This is a genomic window from Micrococcus flavus, from assembly GCF_014204815.1.
Taxonomy (GTDB): domain Bacteria; phylum Actinomycetota; class Actinomycetes; order Actinomycetales; family Micrococcaceae; genus Micrococcus; species Micrococcus flavus.
In genome coordinates this window covers 1,357,858-1,374,331 of sequence record NZ_JACHMC010000001.1, presented here as the reverse complement: position 1 = coordinate 1,374,331, position 16,474 = coordinate 1,357,858, and the positions used below count along the sequence as shown (strand labels likewise).

The 16,474-nt window shown below is 74.5% G+C and carries 18 protein-coding genes and 1 other RNA gene; 10 read left to right on the top strand and 9 right to left on the bottom strand.

Annotated elements, in window-relative coordinates; all coding sequences use genetic code 11:
- Positions 1–8 precede the first annotated feature (8 nt).
- From BJ976_RS06365 to gnd, 3 genes are all read left to right on the top strand, one after another.
- A complete protein-coding gene (locus BJ976_RS06365; RefSeq protein WP_135028009.1) occupies positions 9–509 on the top strand; it encodes a hypothetical protein in 501 nt (166 codons plus the stop codon).
- 129 nt (positions 510–638) lie between these two features.
- Positions 639–1,553, top strand: coding sequence for a polyphosphate kinase 2 (ppk2, locus tag BJ976_RS06360; protein WP_135028007.1), 915 nt, complete (start codon positions 639–641; stop codon positions 1,551–1,553).
- 56 nt (positions 1,554–1,609) lie between these two features.
- Positions 1,610–3,184 carry an NADP-dependent phosphogluconate dehydrogenase gene (gene gnd / locus BJ976_RS06355; RefSeq protein ID WP_135028005.1) on the top strand — a complete coding sequence of 525 codons (1,575 nt, stop codon included), beginning with the start codon at positions 1,610–1,612 and terminating at the stop codon, positions 3,182–3,184.
- Positions 3,185–3,213: 29 nt separating this feature from the next.
- Here the strand turns inward: gnd and epsC are convergent, their stop codons facing one another.
- From epsC to msrA, 3 genes are all read right to left on the bottom strand, one after another.
- The gene (epsC, locus tag BJ976_RS06350) at positions 3,214–3,801 is read right to left on the bottom strand and encodes a serine O-acetyltransferase EpsC (RefSeq protein WP_135028003.1); all 588 of its coding nucleotides are present in this window, start codon (positions 3,799–3,801) and stop codon (positions 3,214–3,216) included.
- 80 nt (positions 3,802–3,881) lie between these two features.
- Complete coding sequence (cysK, locus tag BJ976_RS06345; RefSeq protein WP_135028001.1) at positions 3,882–4,817, bottom strand: cysteine synthase A; 936 nt, start codon at positions 4,815–4,817, stop codon at positions 3,882–3,884.
- Positions 4,818–4,882: 65 nt separating this feature from the next.
- A complete protein-coding gene (msrA, locus tag BJ976_RS06340; RefSeq protein ID WP_135027999.1) occupies positions 4,883–5,461 on the bottom strand; it encodes a peptide-methionine (S)-S-oxide reductase MsrA in 579 nt (192 codons plus the stop codon).
- A 93-nt stretch (positions 5,462–5,554) separates the two neighbouring features.
- On the opposite strand from msrA, the gene BJ976_RS06335 reads away from it, so the two are divergent.
- From BJ976_RS06335 to BJ976_RS06325, 3 genes are all read left to right on the top strand, one after another.
- Entirely contained in the window at positions 5,555–6,475 is a 921-nt protein-coding gene (locus tag BJ976_RS06335) for a Nif3-like dinuclear metal center hexameric protein (RefSeq protein ID WP_209280994.1), read from the top strand.
- On the top strand, positions 6,472–7,206 hold the full coding sequence (locus BJ976_RS06330) for a CT398-like coiled coil hairpin domain-containing protein (RefSeq protein WP_135027994.1): 735 nt from the start codon (positions 6,472–6,474) through the stop codon (positions 7,204–7,206). The genes BJ976_RS06335 and BJ976_RS06330 overlap by 4 nt, the downstream gene beginning before the upstream one ends.
- A gap of 90 nt (positions 7,207–7,296) precedes the next feature.
- Positions 7,297–8,253 (top strand): reverse transcriptase-like protein, encoded by a 957-nt coding sequence (locus BJ976_RS06325; RefSeq protein WP_135027992.1) that lies wholly within the window; start codon positions 7,297–7,299, stop codon positions 8,251–8,253.
- A 9-nt stretch (positions 8,254–8,262) separates the two neighbouring features.
- On the opposite strand, the gene BJ976_RS06320 is transcribed toward BJ976_RS06325, so the two are convergent.
- On the bottom strand, positions 8,263–9,069 hold the full coding sequence (locus BJ976_RS06320; protein WP_135027990.1) for a YaaA family protein: 807 nt from the start codon (positions 9,067–9,069) through the stop codon (positions 8,263–8,265).
- A 59-nt stretch (positions 9,070–9,128) separates the two neighbouring features.
- On the opposite strand from BJ976_RS06320, the gene BJ976_RS06315 reads away from it, so the two are divergent.
- On the top strand, positions 9,129–9,485 hold the full coding sequence (locus BJ976_RS06315) for a hypothetical protein (RefSeq protein WP_229667088.1): 357 nt from the start codon (positions 9,129–9,131) through the stop codon (positions 9,483–9,485).
- 44 nt (positions 9,486–9,529) lie between these two features.
- Here BJ976_RS06315 and rnpB read toward each other — a convergent pair.
- Positions 9,530–9,915, bottom strand: an RNA gene (rnpB, locus tag BJ976_RS06310) — RNase P RNA component class A.
- Positions 9,916–10,071: 156 nt separating this feature from the next.
- Here rnpB and BJ976_RS06305 point away from each other — a divergent pair.
- Positions 10,072–11,517 (top strand): glyceraldehyde-3-phosphate dehydrogenase, encoded by a 1,446-nt coding sequence (locus BJ976_RS06305; protein ID WP_167736885.1) that lies wholly within the window; start codon positions 10,072–10,074, stop codon positions 11,515–11,517.
- Between the two features lie 103 nt (positions 11,518–11,620).
- Here BJ976_RS06305 and BJ976_RS06300 read toward each other — a convergent pair whose 3' ends face one another.
- The 3 genes from BJ976_RS06300 to BJ976_RS06290 all read right to left on the bottom strand — a co-directional run bounded on the left by BJ976_RS06300 (position 11,621) and on the right by BJ976_RS06290 (position 13,612).
- Positions 11,621–12,178, bottom strand: a complete 558-nt coding sequence (locus BJ976_RS06300; RefSeq protein WP_135028512.1) for an adenine phosphoribosyltransferase — start codon at positions 12,176–12,178, stop codon at positions 11,621–11,623.
- Between the two features lie 23 nt (positions 12,179–12,201).
- Entirely contained in the window at positions 12,202–12,822 is a 621-nt protein-coding gene (gene def, locus BJ976_RS06295; RefSeq protein WP_135027986.1) for a peptide deformylase, read from the bottom strand.
- Between the two features lie 94 nt (positions 12,823–12,916).
- Positions 12,917–13,612, bottom strand: a complete 696-nt coding sequence (locus BJ976_RS06290) for a Crp/Fnr family transcriptional regulator (RefSeq protein WP_135028510.1) — start codon at positions 13,610–13,612, stop codon at positions 12,917–12,919.
- A gap of 169 nt (positions 13,613–13,781) precedes the next feature.
- On the opposite strand from BJ976_RS06290, the gene BJ976_RS06285 reads away from it, so the two are divergent.
- Together BJ976_RS06285 and BJ976_RS06280 are read left to right on the top strand one after the other, a co-directional pair.
- Positions 13,782–14,009, top strand: coding sequence for a heavy-metal-associated domain-containing protein (locus tag BJ976_RS06285; RefSeq protein ID WP_010078881.1), 228 nt, complete (start codon positions 13,782–13,784; stop codon positions 14,007–14,009).
- Between the two features lie 32 nt (positions 14,010–14,041).
- Positions 14,042–16,036, top strand: coding sequence for a heavy metal translocating P-type ATPase (locus BJ976_RS06280; protein WP_260399198.1), 1,995 nt, complete (start codon positions 14,042–14,044; stop codon positions 16,034–16,036).
- Here the strand turns inward: BJ976_RS06280 and BJ976_RS06275 are convergent.
- On the bottom strand, positions 15,952–16,257 hold the full coding sequence (locus tag BJ976_RS06275) for an antibiotic biosynthesis monooxygenase family protein (RefSeq protein WP_010078879.1): 306 nt from the start codon (positions 16,255–16,257) through the stop codon (positions 15,952–15,954). The genes BJ976_RS06280 and BJ976_RS06275 overlap by 85 nt on opposite strands.
- Between the last annotated feature and the right edge of the window lie 217 nt (positions 16,258–16,474).

The following is a 16,474-nucleotide window of genomic DNA, read 5'->3' as shown; positions in this document are numbered from 1 at the left end:
GTGGGGGCATGTCCGCCACGCCCCACGGCTTCTGGAAACTGCCCGCCGCCGACGGTGACGCCCCGCGCCACCTGGCCGTCATCACGGGCGGGGAGGCCGGGCAGACCATGCTGTTCCTGCAGGACGGGGACGGCTGGCACGTGCTCGCCCTGTTCGAGGACGAGCTGGCCGGGCGGACCACCGCCCGCACCCTGGACCGGCTGCTGCAGGCGCGCACCTATCTGCGCATGGGCGGCGCGGACGTCCTGGACGGCGCGGACACCGACCGCCCGGGAGTGGAGTGGGCCGGCTACGACCGCGAGCCCGAGGAGGAGGACGTCGTCGCCCAGCGGGACGTGGACCCGGAGGCGCGCCTGTGGGTGCTGCCGTCCACGGACGGCGCCACCGTGGGCCTGAAGCTGCCGGGCCATCCCCGCCACCGGGACGCGATCGCCCAGTTCGTGGACGTGGCGGCCGCGCGCGCCGCCGTCGCCGCCGTGGACGCGCTGGTGGGTGCCGCCCGCCCCTGAACCGAGAGGTCTGCGGTCACCCGGACTTCACCGCGTGTTCACCGGCGCAGGGGCCGACGCCCGGCGCCCGTCCGCGGGACCGGCCCATAATGGACGGGATCCCCCCCCACCGCCCCCGAAGGAGACTCCATGGAGCTGCTGCAGCCGGACGCCCCCCGCGAGAACCTGCGCGAGTTCATCGACAAGCTGCGCGACGGCGGCTACACCGTCGCCGACGGCCACACCAACGACCCGGACCTCATCGACCCCCAGGGCCGGGCCGTGGAGACGTGGAAGGAGGACTACCCGTACGAGGAGCGCATGACGCGCGAGGAGTACGAGCTGGAGAAGTACCGGCTGCAGATCGAGCTGCTGAAGCTGCAGTACTGGGGCGAGGACACCGGCCAGCGGCACATCATCGTGTTCGAGGGCCGGGACGCCGCCGGCAAGGGCGGCACCATCAAGCGCTTCACCGAGCACCTGAATCCCCGCACCGCGCGCACGGTGGCCCTGAGCAAGCCCACCGAGCGCGAGCTGGGCCAGTGGTACTTCCAGCGCTACATCCAGCACTTCCCCACGGCGGGCGAGATCGTCCTGTTCGACCGCTCGTGGTACAACCGGTCCGGCGTGGAGCGCGTGATGGGCTTCTCCACCGACCGCCAGTACGAGCTGTTCATGCAGCAGGTGCCGGTGTTCGAGAAGATGCTGGTGGAGGACGGGATCCACCTGACCAAGTTCTGGTTCTCCGTCACCCAGACCGAGCAGCGCACCCGCTTCGCGATCCGCCAGATCGACCCGGTCCGCCAGTGGAAGCTCTCCCCGATGGACCTGGAGTCCCTGGATCGCTGGGAGGCGTACACGGACGCCAAGGAGGCCATGTTCCTCCACACGGACACCGACCACGCCCCGTGGGTGTCCATCAAGTCCAACGACAAGAAGCGCGCCCGCCTCAATGCGATGCGCTACTTCCTCTCCCGCTTCGAGTACGAGGGAAAGGACCACGACGTCGTCGGCACCCCGGACCCGAAGATCGTCCAGCGGGGGCGCGAGGCCGTCGGCGACTGACCCGCCCGGCTAGGGTGGGATCCGACCCCGGCCCGCCGCGTGAGGAGACCTCCATCATGACCGCCACCACCCCTGCCGCCCCCGCCCCCGGGACCGCCGACATCGGCGTGACCGGCCTGGCCGTCATGGGCGCCAACCTCGCCCGGAACTTCGCCCGCCGCGGCCACACCGTGGCCCTGCACAACCGCAGCCGCGCCAGGACGGACGCCCTCGTGGCCGAGCACGGCCACGAGGGCGCGTTCATCGCCACCGAGACCCTCGAGGAGCTCGTGGCCTCCCTGGCCGTGCCCCGCCGCGTGCTGATCATGGTCAAGGCCGGCGCCCCCGTCGACGGCGTGATCGACCAGCTCGTGCCGCTGCTCGAGCCCGGGGACATCGTGATCGACGCCGGCAACTCCCACTACGAGGACACCCGACGCCGCGAGGCCGCGCTCGCGGAGCGGGGCCTGCACTTCGTGGGCGTCGGCGTGTCCGGCGGCGAGGAGGGCGCGCTGAACGGCCCGGCCATCATGCCCGGCGGACCGAAGGAGTCGTACGCGGCCCTCGGCCCTCTGCTCGAGTCCATCGCCGCGCAGTACGACGGCGAGCCCTGCTGCGCCTGGATCGGCACGGACGGCGCGGGCCACTACGTCAAGATGGTGCACAACGGCATCGAGTACGCGGACATGCAGGTCATCGGCGAGGCCTATGACCTGCTGCGCCGGGTCGCCGGGATCGAGCCGGCCGAGCAGGCCGAGGTGTTCTCGGCCTGGAACCAGACGGACCTGGCCTCGTACCTCATCGAGATCACCGCCGAGGTGCTCCAGCAGGTGGACGCCGCCACGGGCAGGCCGCTCGTGGACGTGATCGTGGACGAGGCCGGCCAGAAGGGCACCGGCCGCTGGACCGCGATCTCCGGGCTCGACGTCGGCGCGCCCGTGGCCGCGATCGCCGAGTCCGTGTTCGCGCGCTCCCTCTCCTCCCAGACCGCGGTGCGCGAGGAGGCCCGCCGCACCCTGGCCGCCGGCGTGACGGACGCCCCCGTGGTGGACGCCCAGGGCCGGGACGCGTTCGTCGAGGACGTGCGTCAGGCGCTGTTCGCCTCCAAGCTCGTGGCCTACGCGCAGGGCCTCGACATGCTCACCGCCGCCGCGCAGGAGTACGGCTGGTCCCTGGACCTGGGCACCATCGCCTCCCTGTGGCGGGACGGCTGCATCATCCGTGCGGACCTGCTGGACGTGATCATGCGCGCCTTCGGCGGCCGGGACACCGAGCGGCACCCGGAGCCGGGCGCCCGCGCCGAGGGGCAGCCGGCGAACCTGCTCTTCGCGCCCGAGTTCACCCGGGCGATCGCCGAGGCCCTGCCGGCCTGGCGCCGCGTGGTGGCCGCCGCCGTGGCCGCGGGCGTGCCCGTGCCGGTGTTCTCCTCCGCCCTGGCCTACTACGACGGTCTGCGTGCCGACCGCCTGCCCGCCGCCCTCATCCAGGGGCAGCGCGACTTCTTCGGCGCCCACACCTACCGGCGCACGGACCGGGACGGCTCGTTCCACACGCTGTGGTCCGACGACCGCACCGAGGTGGACGGCGACGGCACGCCGGTCGTCATGCCGCAGCCGGCCGAGGGCGACCCCACGGAGGAGACCGCCCGCTGACGCCGGGGCCCGTCAGGACTCCCGGCCGCTCAGATCCAGATCGCCGGGTCGACGTACTCGGCGGGGTCCACCAGCGGCTTGTCCTCGGCGGGTCCCTTGCGCAGGCGGTAGGTGGCCGGCACACCGGTGGCGATGGAGCCGGCCGGGGTGTCCTTCACGACGACGGCGTTGGCGCCGACCGCCGTGCCCTCGCCGATCTCCACGGGGCCGAGGATCTTGGCGCCCGCCCCGACCACCACGCCGTCGCGCAGGGTGGGGTGGCGCTTGGTGCGGGCCAGGGACCGGCCGCCGAGGGTCACGCCGTGGTAGAGCATCACGTCGTCGCCGATCTCCGCGGTCTCGCCGATCACCACGCCCATCCCGTGGTCGATGAACAGGCGGCGCCCGATGGTGGCGCCCGGGTGGATCTCGATCCCGGTGGCCGCGCGCGCCGCCTGGGAGAGCAGACGCGCGGGCGTCCGCAGCCGGTCCACCTGCCACATCCGGTGCGCCACGCGGTGGGCCCACACGGCGTGCAGGCCCGAGTAGGCCAGCGCTACCTCCACGTCCCCGCGGGCGGCCGGGTCGTGGCTGCGGACGGCGTCGATGTCTTCCTTCATGCGGGAGAGCAGGCCCACGGGGTCGTGCCTTTCGATCGTGACGGCGGCGCGCCCCCGGTCCGGGGGCGCGCCGCCGTCGTGGTGCGTCGGTGGCGGCGTCAGCCGCGGATGTCCTCGAACAGGGCGGTGGAGATGTAGCGCTCGCCGAAGTCGCAGACCACCGCGACGATCAGCTTGCCCTCGTTCTCCGGCTTGGCGGCCTCCTGGAGCGCCGCCGAGACGATCGCACCGGTGGAGATGCCGCCCAGAATCCCCTCCTGCGCCCCGAGGGCGCGGGCGGTGGACAGCGACTCCTCGAGGGAGGCCGCGTAGACCTCGTCGTAGATCTCCGTGTCGAGGATCTCGGGCACGAAGTTCGCACCGATGCCCTGGATCTTGTGGGGGCCGGCCTGGCCGCCGGAGAGGATCGGGGAGTCCGCCGGCTCGACCGCCACCAGGCGGACGTCCGGGTTCTGCTCCCGGAGGTAGCGTCCGGCGCCGGTGATGGTGCCGCCGGTGCCCACGCCGGCCACGAAGGTGTGCACCGCGCCGTCCGAGGCGTCCCAGATCTCGGGGCCCGTGGTGGTGTAGTGGGCCTGCACGTTGGCCTCGTTGGCGAACTGCTGGGCCCAGATGGAGTTGGGGGTCTCGGCCACGATCTGCTGCGCGCGCTCGAGGGCGCCGCGCATGCCGTCGGCGCCGGCGGTCAGCACGATCTCCGCGCCGTAGGCGCGCAGCATCACGCGGCGCTCGGCGGACATGGTCTCCGGCATGGTCAGGACCACCTTGTAGCCGCGCGCGGCGCCGACCATGGCGAGCGCGATGCCGGTGTTGCCGGAGGTGCCCTCCACGATGGTGCCGCCGGGGGCGAGCTTCCCGGACCGCTCTGCGGCGTCCACGATGGCGACGCCGATCCGGTCCTTGACCGAGTTGGCCGGGTTGTAGAACTCCACCTTGACGGCGACGTCGCCGGGCAGGTCCTTGGTGAGGGAGTTCAGGCGGACCAGCGGGGTCCGCCCGACGGCCTGGGTGATGTCATCGAGGATCTTCGCCATGGGGCTGCCTCCTGGGGGCTCGAGGGGGATGGAAGAGGTCCGGTCAGGTTAGTGGGGCCCGCGGCTCAGGCGCCGGGCGTGAGCCATGCGGCGTAGCGTTGCCGGACCTTCGCCAGCTTCGGGTCGATCACCACGCGGCAGTAGCCGTTGAACGGCTGCCGCGCGTAGAAGTCCTGATGGACGGGCTCGGCCGGGTGCCAGGGGCCCGCGGGCTCCACTGTGGTGACGATCGGCCGGTCGTAGAGCTCCTGCGCCCGCGCGATCTGCGCGCGGAAGAACTCCGCCTCGGCCTCGTCCCGGGCGAACACGGCCGAGCGGTACTGCGTGCCCACGTCTGCGCCCTGCCGGTTCAGGGAAGTGGGGTCGTGGCCCGTGAAGAACAGGTCCATGATGACCTCGGCGGGGACGACGGCGGCGTCGAACCGCACGCGCACGGCCTCGGCGTGGCCCGTGGTGCCGGTGCACACCGACTCGTAGTCCGGCGCGGCGGTCCGCCCGCCGGTGTAGCCGGACTCGACGCCCAGGACGCCGCGCACTTTCCGGTAGACGGCGTCCAGGCACCAGAAGCAGCCGCCGGCGAGGGTGAGCTCGCAGACGTCGGCGGGTGGGGCGTCGGTCGCGTCGGGGGGCGGCACGGAGGTCATGGCGGGGACAGCAACGCCCGCCCCGGATCCATTCCCGCAGGGGGAGGTGTCCCGGTGCTGTGCGGCGGCCGAGGGGGGTGCATGATGGTGCCCATGACCGTCCCGGACCATTCCCCGCCGGGCGGGGGCTCCGTCTCGGAGAACCGCTCGGACACGCCCACGCTCGCCCAGGTGCTCACCGTGATCGAGCGCCTGTGGCCCGCCTCGCTCGCGGAGTCCTGGGACGCCGTCGGGCCCGTCGTCGGCCGCCCGGAGGCGCCCGTGCGCCGGATCCTGTTCGCGGTGGACCCGGTCCAGGCCGTCGCGGACGAGGCCGTGGAACGCGGCGCGGATCTCCTCCTCACCCACCACCCTCTGCTGCTGCGCGGGGCCACGTCCGTGGCCGCCGGCGGGCACGCGGGTGCGGCGAAGGGCGCCGTGGTGCACACGCTGATCGAGCGCAGCATCGGGCTGGTGGCCGCGCACACCAACGCGGACGCCGCGGTCGGGGGCGTCTCCGACGCCGTCGCTCGACGGCTCGGGGTGACGGGCGCCCGCCCGCTCGTCCCGTCCGCCGGGGGCGGCGACGCCCAGGGCATCGGACGCGTGGGGGAGCTGGAGTCGCCGGTGAGCCTCCGCGCGTTCGCCGAACGGGTGGCCGGCGTCGTGCCCGCCACCGTGGGCGGCGTCCGCGTGGCCGGCGACCCGGACGCCGAGGTGCGCCGGGTGGCCGTGTGCGGCGGCGCGGGGGACGGGCTGTTCGACGCCGTCCGCGCCGCGGACGCGGACGTCTACGTCACCTCCGACCTGCGCCACCATCCGGCCTCGGAGGCGCGCGAGACGGCGCTGGTCGGGGACGGCCGGCCGGCCCTCGTGGACGTGGCGCACTTCGCGAGCGAGTGGCTGTGGCTGGCGGACGGCGCCCACGCCCTGCGCGAGGCCCTCGAGGCGGACGGGTTCGCGGTGGAGACCGTCGTCTCCACACGCGTCACCGACCCGTGGGACCTGCTCGTCGGCGGCGGTGGTCGCCCGTGACCGCCGTGACCGCGACCCCCGCCGAGCAGTCGCGCCTGCTGGAGCTGCAGCAGCTGGACCTCCAGATCGCCCGCGCGCGGCGGACCCTCGCCGGGCTGCGCGCCGACCCCGAGCTCGCCCGCCTGCGGGAGGCCCTCGCCGGTGCCGAGGCGGTCGTGGCCGAGCGGGAGGCGGCCGAGGCGGAGGTGGACGCCGCCGCGGCCCACGCCTCGGAGAAGGCCACCACCACCCGGGCCCGGCGGGACCGGACGCGCGCCCGGCTGGAGTCCGGGGAGGGCTCGTCGAAGGAGCTCGTGGGGCTGCAGCACGAGCTCGCCACGCTCGAGTCCCTCCTCTCCGAGCACGACGACGCCGCGCTCGCCGCGATGGAGGCCGCGGACGCCGCGGACGCCGCCGTGGCCGAGGCGCGCGCCGCCGCGGACGCCGCCCGCCGCGCCGTGGCCGAGCGCACCGCCGCCGTGCGCGCCAAGGGCGCACGCGTCACCCAGGAGGGTCGGGAGCTGGCCGGCCGACGCACCGGCGTGGCCGGGCGGGTCCCCGCCGCGCTGCTGGCCCTGTACGACGCGGCGCGGGAGCGCAACGGCGGCGTCGGCGCCGCGCGTCTCGAGGGCCGGCGCACCAGCGCGTCCGGCACGGAGCTCTCCCCGGCGGACCTGGACGCCATCACCCGCCTGCCCCCGGACGCGGTGGCGCAGGACCCGGAGACGGGCGTCGTCGTCGTCCGGGCCTGACCGGCCGCCGTCCCGGGACGCGCCCCGCCACTAGAGTGGGGCACCGCGTCCGGGACGGCCCCGGACGCGGTGCTCGAGAGGGAGGTCGGCATGGCCCAGCGTGTCCTGCAGGTGGAGGCGGACGGCGGCTCCCGCGGCAACCCCGGCGTCGCCGGGTACGGAGCGCTGGTCCGCGACCCCGCCACGGGGGAGATCCTGATGACCGACGCGGCCCCGCTGGGGAGGGCGTCCAACAACGTGGCGGAGTACTCCGGGCTCGTGGCGGGCCTCGAGATGGCCAAGGCGATCGACCCGGACGCACGCGTGCACGTGAAGATGGACTCCAAGCTCGTGGTCGAGCAGATGTCCGGACGCTGGAAGATCAAGCACGAGGACATGCGCCGCCTCGCCGCGACGGCCCGCGGCGTCCTGCCGCCGGCGCAGGTCACCTACGAGTGGATCCCGCGGGCGCAGAACAAGGACGCCGACCGCCTGTCCAACGAGGCCATGGACGCCGGCGCCCGCGGCGGCCGGTGGGACGCGGGCGCCTCGGAGGTGCCCGTGACCGCCCCCCGGCCCGGCAGGGCCGCGGACCATGACGCTGACGCCGACGCCGGTGCCGATGCGCCGGCTGCCGCACCGGAGCCGGAGCCGGCCGGCGGGACGGAGCGCCCCACGGGCCGGCTGCACCACGTGGAGATCTGGGTCGCGGACCTCGAGGCGGCCCGGGCCTCGCTGGGGTGGCTGTTCGAGCAGCTGGGCTACGCGTCCGGGGACGCCTGGGCGGAGGGGTGCACCTACCGCGGGGCGGGCGAGTACCTGGTCCTGGAGTCCGGCCGGGACGTGGCCGCCGGCCGGCACGACCGGCTGCGCCCGGGCCTGAACCACCTGGCGTTCCGCGCCGGGACGCGCGCCGAGGTGGACCGTCTCGCCGCGCGCGCGCAGGAGCGCGGCTTCTCGCTGCTCTTCGCCGACCGCCACCCGTTCGCCGGCGGGCGGGACCACTACGCCGCCTACCTCGAGACGGCGGACGGCTTCGAGGTGGAGCTGGTGGCCGGGCGCGACTGACCCGGACCGTCAGCTCTCCGGCAGCATCACGCGCAGGGACCCCGGACGGCGCCCGGTGGGCGGGACCAGCTCGACCTCCCACGGGTGCGGCCCGTCCGCGGCGCCGGCCCGGGCGACGACGTCGGCCGCCCGCTCCAGCGTGCCCGCCGCGCGGGGTCCGGCATCGAGCAGCGCCCGCGCCACGAGGCCGCGGGTGTGCTTGGCGTGGTGCGAGACCACGGTGGGCTCGCCGCCGCGCAGCTGGAACACGTCCACCGTGAGCGTGCGCTCGGCCGGCGCCCGCCACTGTGCGGCGTACCCGCCCGAGCGGCAGTCCACCACGGGGCCGCCGCGGGATTCGGCATACGCGTCCAGGACCGGGGTGAGGACCGGCCGCCACCACGCGGCCAGGCCGGGCATCCCCGGCAGGCGCGCCCCGATGGGGAGGCGGTACGCGGGGATGCGGTCGGCCGGCGTCGTCGCCCCGAAGAGCGCGGAGGAGATGAGGACGTCCGTGCCCGCCCGGCGCCGGGCCGCGGGGGACAGGGAGGTGAAGTCGAGCGCCTCGAACAGCACGCCCGTGTAGACCCGGCGCCCCGGGGCGGCGGGTGCCGAGTCCAGACGCGTGTTGGCCGCGACCTCGTCCGCGAGGGAGGCGCCCACGCCCAGGAGGGCCGGCGCATCGACCCGGGCCGAGACCTCGGCCAGCCGTGCCAGCAGCTCCCGGCGGGCGGCCGTGACGGCCTCGGCGCCGCCGAGGGAGAGCGCGTCCAGGTCCAGGAGCGCGCCGGAGCGGGGGGCGGTCTTGCCCTCGGAGGGCGGGAGCAGGATCAGCATCCCTCCACCCTAGGGCGGGCCGTCGTGCACTCCGGGCGCGGTCCTGGCAGGGTGGACCCGTGCGCCCCGACGACCCGGCCGGCGCCGACGACCGGAAGGATCCGCAGATGGACGCGATGGACGTGTACGCCTGGGTGTTCCCGGCGGTCCTGCTGGTGGTGGGGCTGGCCTTCTGGCTGGGCGTGCGCTCGAGCGGGCGGAACCACGAGGAGTCGGACCTCGAGCGCCGCCTGCGCGAGCGCACGTTCACGGGGACCCCGAGCGCGCGCCTCGAGTGGCCGAAGGACCGCCGCCGGCCCACCCCGGCCCGCCTCGTGCGGATCGGGGAGTCCTACGGGTACCGCCTCGTGGCCCGGGACGAGACCGACCACGTCTACGTCCTCGACTTCGAGCGGGCGGACGACGACGACCTCTGAGACCGCCGGCCGCCACCGCGCGGCTGTGTGGTGGCGTCGGGCGAGGGGACGGACCGGCTGTAAGCCGGGTTCTGTGCCTCGCCGCGTCGCCGCGGACGAGGTGACGGCCATCCATCTGGGCCCGCCATCACTGACGGGCTCGAGCGGCCAACCCGGACGCTGGGGCGAGCAGCCCTCATGACGCGTCCTGTTCGGCCTTGCACCGGATGGGGTTTACCGAGCCGGCCCCGTCACCGGGGCCGCTGGTGGTCTCTTACACCACCGTTTCACCCTCACCGCCGCGCACGAGGCGCGGAGGCGGTCTGCTCTCTGTTGCACTGGCCCGCGGGTCACCCCGGGTGGATGTTGTCCACCATCCTGCTCTGCGGTGCCCGGACTTTCCTCGCACCCGCTCCGTGAAGGGCGGGCACGCGGCCGTCCGCCGGTCCGTCCCGCCCGCCAGTGTACGCGGGCGGCGCGCGCGTCCGGGCCGGACGCGCACGCCCGCGCCGGACGGGCTCCGCATAGAATGGCGCCGTCCGTGGACGACGAGGTCCCGGACGGGCCATCCCCGGACGGGCCCCTCAGGCTTTCAGGAAGGACTCCCGTGGCAGACACCGCCCCGACCCAGACCCCCGAGTGGAATACGCAGCAGAAGCTCGCGGAGAAGATGGTCCCCCTGCTGGGCACCCTGTACCGCGAGCACAACGTGGTCACCTCGATCTACGGGCGCTCCCTCGTGAACCGCGGCGTGATCGACATCATCAAGGCGCACCGCTACGCCCGCCGCGTGCAGGACGGCCCGCTGAGCGTGGAGGCCACCTACCCGCTCGTGGAGGCCATGGCCGGCATGGATCTGGGCGCCGCGAGCGTGGACCTGGCCGAGCTGGCCAGGAAGCACACGGCCTCCGGCCAGGACGTGCAGGCCTTCCTCGACGCCGAGCTGGGGGACGTCACGGGCAAGTCCGGCGAGGGGCTCGGCCAGCAGCAGGACGTGGTGCTCTACGGCTTCGGCCGCATCGGGCGCCTCCTGGCCCGCATCCTCCTGGACCACGCCGGGGGCGGGTCCAAGCTGCGCCTGCGCGCCGTCGTCGTGCGCAAGAACTCCGAGGACGACCTGGTCAAGCGCGCCTCGCTGCTGCGCCGCGACTCCATCCACGGCCCGTTCGAGGGCACCATCACCGTGGACGAGGAGCGCGAGGTCATCACGGCCAACGGCACCGAGATCCAGGTCATCTACTCGTCCGACCCGACCTCCGTGGACTACACCTCCTACGGCATCCAGGACGCCCTGGTGATCGACAACACCGGACGCTGGCGCGACGACGAGGGCCTGTCCCAGCACCTGCAGGCCAAGGGCGCCGCGAAGGTCCTGCTGACCGCCCCGGGCAAGGGCGAGATGAAGAACATCGTGTTCGGCGTGAACTCGGACGACATCACGCCCCAGGACACCATCATCTCGGCGGCCTCCTGCACCACCAACGGCATCACCCCGGTGCTCAAGGTCATCCAGGATGACTACGGCATCGACCACGGCCACGTGGAGACCGTGCACGCCTACACCAACGACCAGAACCTCGTGGACAACTTCCACAAGGGCGCCCGTCGTGGCCGCGCCGCCGGGATGAACATGGTGCTCACCGAGACCGGCGCCGCCAAGGCCGTGGCCAAGGCCCTGCCCGAGCTCAAGGGCAAGCTCTCCGGCAACGCCATCCGCGTCCCCACCCCGGACGTGTCCATGGCCATCCTCAACCTGGCCCTGCAGAAGCCCGCCACCGTGGAGGAGCTGAACGACCGCCTCAAGCGGGAGTCCCTCACGGGCGCGCTGCGCGGCCAGGTCGGCTACGTCGACTCCCCGGAGGTCGTGTCCACCGACTTCGTCGGCTCCGACCGTGCCGGCGTGGTGGACGGCCTCGCCACCCTCGTCAACAACGAGGGCCGCAACGCCATCCTGTACGTCTGGTACGACAACGAGTACGGCTACTCCCACCAGGTGATCCGCGTCGCGGAGACGATGGCGGGCCAGCAGGTCCCCGCCTTCCCGCAGGCCTGACCGGGCCAGGCTCCCCAGGGGGAGCCGGCGCACCGCGGCCCCGTCGCCTCTCCGGTGGCGGGGCCGCGGCGCGTCCGGAGTCGGGCGCGGACCTGCGGCGGGGTCAGGCGGCGAACAGCGCCAGGGCCTCCGGCACGCGGTCGCGGCCGTCCAGGCCGGCCACCTCCAGCACGACGGCGGAGCCCGCGACCTCGGCGCCGCACGCGGCGATCAGCTCGTGGGCGGCGGCGAGGGTGCCCCCGGTGGCGAGGACGTCGTCGAGCACCAGGACGCGCAGGCCGGGCACGGCCAGCTCGGGGGACGCCTCGAGGGCGGCGCTGCCGTACTCCAGCTCGTAGGCCACGTGCCCCGCGGTCACCGGGAGCTTGCCCGCCTTCCGCAGGGGGAGCACGCCCGTGTCCGTCAGCGCGGCCGCGAAGCCGGCCAGGAGGAAGCCGCGGGCGTCCAGGCCGGCCACGGCGTCGAACCGGCCGGCGTACGGGGCGATCATCTCCTCCACCACCGCGCGCAGGGCGGCCGGGTCGGCGAGGACGGGCGTGACGTCCTGGAAGACGACGCCGGGGGCGGGGAAGTCGGGCACGGCACGGAACAGGGCCGCGGCGCGCTCGAGGGCCGCACGCCGGGGTGCCGGGAGGGCGGCCGCGGGGGCGGTGAGGCGCACCGCCCCGGGGTCGGCGGGGCCGGTCACCGCGCGTCGTCCTCGTGGTCGTGCTCGTGGTCCTCGGCGTCGTGGCCGAACGGGTCCGGGTCGGAGCCCGGCAGCCAGGTCACGCCGGGCGCGTTCAGACGCTCGGCCCGCTGCGCGCGCTTCCAGCGCCGCTGCCACTTGCCCTCGAGCCGGTTGACGTAGAGGGTGCCGTTGAGGTGGTCGTACTCGTGCTGCATGATGCGCGCGAACCAGCCGCGGGCCTCGAAGTCGATCGCCTCGCCGTCCACGCGCTGGCCGGTGACGCGCACGTGGTCCGAGCGCAGCAGCGGGAAGCCGTGGCCGGGGACGGAGAGGCATCCCTCGGTGTCCTCGTGGGGGTCCGGGTCGCCCTGGGCGGGCTTGGCGAGGTAGGTCAGGATCGGGTTGATCACGTGGCCCACGGTCGGGGCGTCCTGCGTGTCGGGGAAGGTCCACGTGAAGATCCGCAGGCCCACGCCCACCTGCGGCGCGGCCAGCCCGACGCCACGGGCGGCGTCCTGCGTCACGTACATGTCCTCGATCAGCTCGCGGATCTCGTCGTCGATCACCTCCACCTCGGCCGCGCGCCTGTGCAGCACGGGCTCGCCGTAGACGGTGATGGGACGGATGGAGGCCATGGCGCTGCGCTTCCCGGCCCGGGCTACGGGCCTGCGTGGGTAGGGGGACGGGGGAGTCCCCAGCCTACCGCCGGGGACATCACGACCACGGTCGTCATTCCGCGGCGAGGGCCTCCAGCGCATCCGGGTCCAGCAGCGCCACCCGCGGGCCCTCCATGGCGATCAGGCCGTCGTCGGCGAGGCGGCGCAGCCCGCGGCTGAACGCCTCGGGGGTGGTGCCCAGCAGCGAGGCGACGTCCTTCTTCGGCGCGGTCAGCACCACGACGAGGTCGGCCTCGTCCCGGAGGGCCGGCAGGCCGAGCAGATGTCCGGCGATCCGTGCGGTGACAGGCTGATGCTCCCGGGCCAGCCGTTGTTCAGCCTCGGCCAGGCGGACGGCCAGCGTCCGCATCACGCGTCCCCCGATGCCCGGATGCTCGGCCAGGAGTCGGGCGACCTCGGCGTGGGAGAAGGTGCACAGGCGGGTCGCGGCCACGGCGCGCGCCCCGTGCCGGGCCGGCTCGCCCGTGAGGAACTCGTGCTCGCCCACGGAGTCCCCGGGCTCGACCATCCGCACCACGCGTTCCCGGCCGGTCGCTGAGCCGAGCGTCAGCGCCAGGCGGCCGCTGTGCACGACGCACAGGCGGTCCGTGCGGTCACCGGCCAGGTGCAGGGCATCGCCGGCCTCGAGCACGAGCGGCCGCGCCAGGGCGGAGACCCGACGCAGCTGCTCCAGATCCAGCCCGGTGAACAGCGGGACCCGGGCCGCGCACGGCTCTGGTTCATCCACGGGGGCGAGGGGCAGGTCCATACGCACGCCATCAGCCTCCCACACGGCAGCTTGACCGCGATCAAGGCGGGCCCGCCGTCCCCTTCGTAGCGTCAGTGACATCCCCGGAGGACGGGGATCGGACCGGGCACCCGCCCCGTCCGCTCAGCCCCATCGGCGGCCGCGCCGGTGACGACCCACAGGAGTGACCATGACCGCCACCACGCACACCCTGCTCCGCGCCGAGGGCTTCAGCTGCCCCTCGTGCGTCCGGAAGATCGAGAAGGCCCTCGACGCCCTGCCCGGCGTGACCGGCGCGCAGGTCCACTTCGAGACCCAGCGCATCGAGGTCGACCACGACCCGCAGACCACCACTGCCCAGGACCTCGTCGAGGCCGTCGCCAAGGTCGGCTACACCGCCCGGCCGTCGGCCTTCTGACACCGCCCCGCCCCCGACGAACGGAGTCCGCCATGTCCACCCTCGCCGTCACACGTCCGGGCCGCCCTCGTGCCCGGTTCACGTTGTCCCGCCGCTGGCGGCGTCCCGTGGTGGCCGGCCTGCTGATCGCCGTCTCGCTCGTGCTGGCGCCCGAGCAGCTGGCCCACGGGACCGGACACCTCGTGGCGGCGGGCCTGATGCTCGCCGCCGCCGTCGTGGCCGGCCTGCCGATCGCGCGCGACGCGATCGCCGCCCTGCGGGTGAAGACCGTCGGCATCGACCTGCTCGTCGCCACCGCCGCGATCGGCGCGTCCCTGCTCGGCAATTTCTGGGAGGCCGCCGCCGTGACCTTCCTCTTCGCCCTCGGCCACGGCCTCGAGGACGCGACCCTGTCTCAGACTCGTTCGGCGCTCGCGGACCTCGTGTCCACGGCGCCCGAGACCGCCGTCGTCGTGGACGCAGACGGGACGCAGCGCACCGTGTCCGCCCACGAGGTGGCCCCCGGCGCGACCGTCCTCGTCAAGGCCGGCGCCCGGGTGCCCGTGGACGGCGTGGTGCTCACCGGGGTCGGCGCCGTGGACGAGGCATCCATCACGGGCGAGTCCATCCCGGCGGAGAAGACCGACGGCGACACCGTGTACGCGGGCACCGTGGCCACGGCAGGCCTGCTGCAGGTGGAGGCGCGGGGCGTGGGCGTCGACACCACGCTGGCGCGCATCATCCACCGCGTCGAGGCGGCGCAGGAGGCCCGCGCTCGGACCCAACGGTTCATGGACCGCTTCTCCCGCTGGTATACCCCGGCGATCATGGTGCTGGCCTTCGCGACCGGTCTGATCACGCGGGACGTCCCCCTGGCCCTGACCCTGCTGGTCATCGGCTGCCCGGGCGCCCTCGTGATCTCCATCCCGGTCGCGATCGTGGCGGGGATCGGCCGCGGCGCCAAGGACGGCGTGCTCATCAAGGGAGGGGAGTTCCTCGAGCGCTCCGCGAAGGTCGACGCCGTCGCCGTCGACAAGACCGGCACCCTCACCTCGGGCACCCCCGAGCTGACAGACGTCGTCGCGTTCGAGCCCGGGGCCGAGGGCGAGGTGCTGCGCTGGGCCGCACGGCTCGAGGCGGCCTCGGACCACCCGTTGGCCGCGCCGGTCGTCGCGGCGGGCCGGGACCGCGGCCTGCTGGACGGCCCGCTGGCCACCGATGTGGACGTCGTCCTCGGCCGCGGGCTCACCGGAGAGGTGGACGGCCGCGTCGTCGCCGTGGGCAACGCGGCGCTGCTGCGCGAGCGCGGCGTGGATCCGGCCGCGACCGACCGGGTCGAGACCGTCGCGGCCGAGCTCGCGGAGGCGGGCCGGACCCCGGTGGCGGTCGTCGTCGACGACATCCCGCTCGGCGTCCTCGCTGTCGCAGACACCCTCCGGCCCGAGGCCGCGGGCATGATCCGAGCGCTGCACGGGATCGGCGTCCGCGAGGTCGTGATGCTGACCGGCGACCAGCCCGGCGTCGCGCAGGCCGTGGCCCGGCAGGTGGGCGTCGACGACGTGCGGGCGGGCCTGCTGCCCCAGGACAAGCTCGAGGCGATCGAGGCCCTGCAGGCCGAGGGCCGCGTCGTCGCGATGGTCGGTGACGGTGTCAACGACGCCCCGGCCCTGGCGACGGCGGACATCGGCGTGGCCATGGGCGCGGCCGGCTCCGGTGTGGCCATCGAGACCGCGGACATCGCCCTGATGGGCGACCGGCTCGAGCGGCTGCCGCAGGCCCTCAATCTGGCCCGGCGCACGGTGCGGGTGATGCGGCAGAACATCGCGATCTCCCTCGTGACCGTCGCGGCCCTGCTGGCCGGCGTCTTCGCCGGCGGCGTCACGATGGCCGTCGGCATGCTCGTGCACGAGGCGTCCGTGCTGCTGGTCATCGTGAACGCGATGCGCCTGCTGCGGCGCCGCGATCAGCCCAGGTCCACGACCTCGAACTCGAGCAGGTCGGCGCCCGTGGCGACCGGCGCTGGGCGGCCGCCCTGCTCGGCGGCGTGAGCGGCGGGCATGCGCCCGTCCCGCCAGCGCTGGAAGTCCTCCTCCGACGCCCACGTCGTGACCACGAAGTAGCGGTCCTCGCCCGCCGTGGGCCGGAGCAGCTGGAAGCCCTCGAAGCCCGGCTCCTGGTCCACCGCGTGCTTGCGGGCGGCGAACCGCTTCTCGAGCTCCGGGCCGGCGCCCTCGGGGACGCTGATGGCGTTGATCTTCACGACGGACATGGGCAGACCTCCTCGTCGGCGGGGGTGCGGCGTCGGGTCGACGCCCTCACCGGCCGACTCTACGCCCGGCAGCGGACCGGGCGTCCGTCGAACGGTTGATGCCCGGCGGTGTCGTCCCTGCGAAGCTGAGCGACGGAATCGGCCGCCGGGCGGCCCCGGGCGGCCCCGCTCGCGGCAGCCTCCTCGAGCGGGGGCATGCTGATCGGGACCCGGGCCG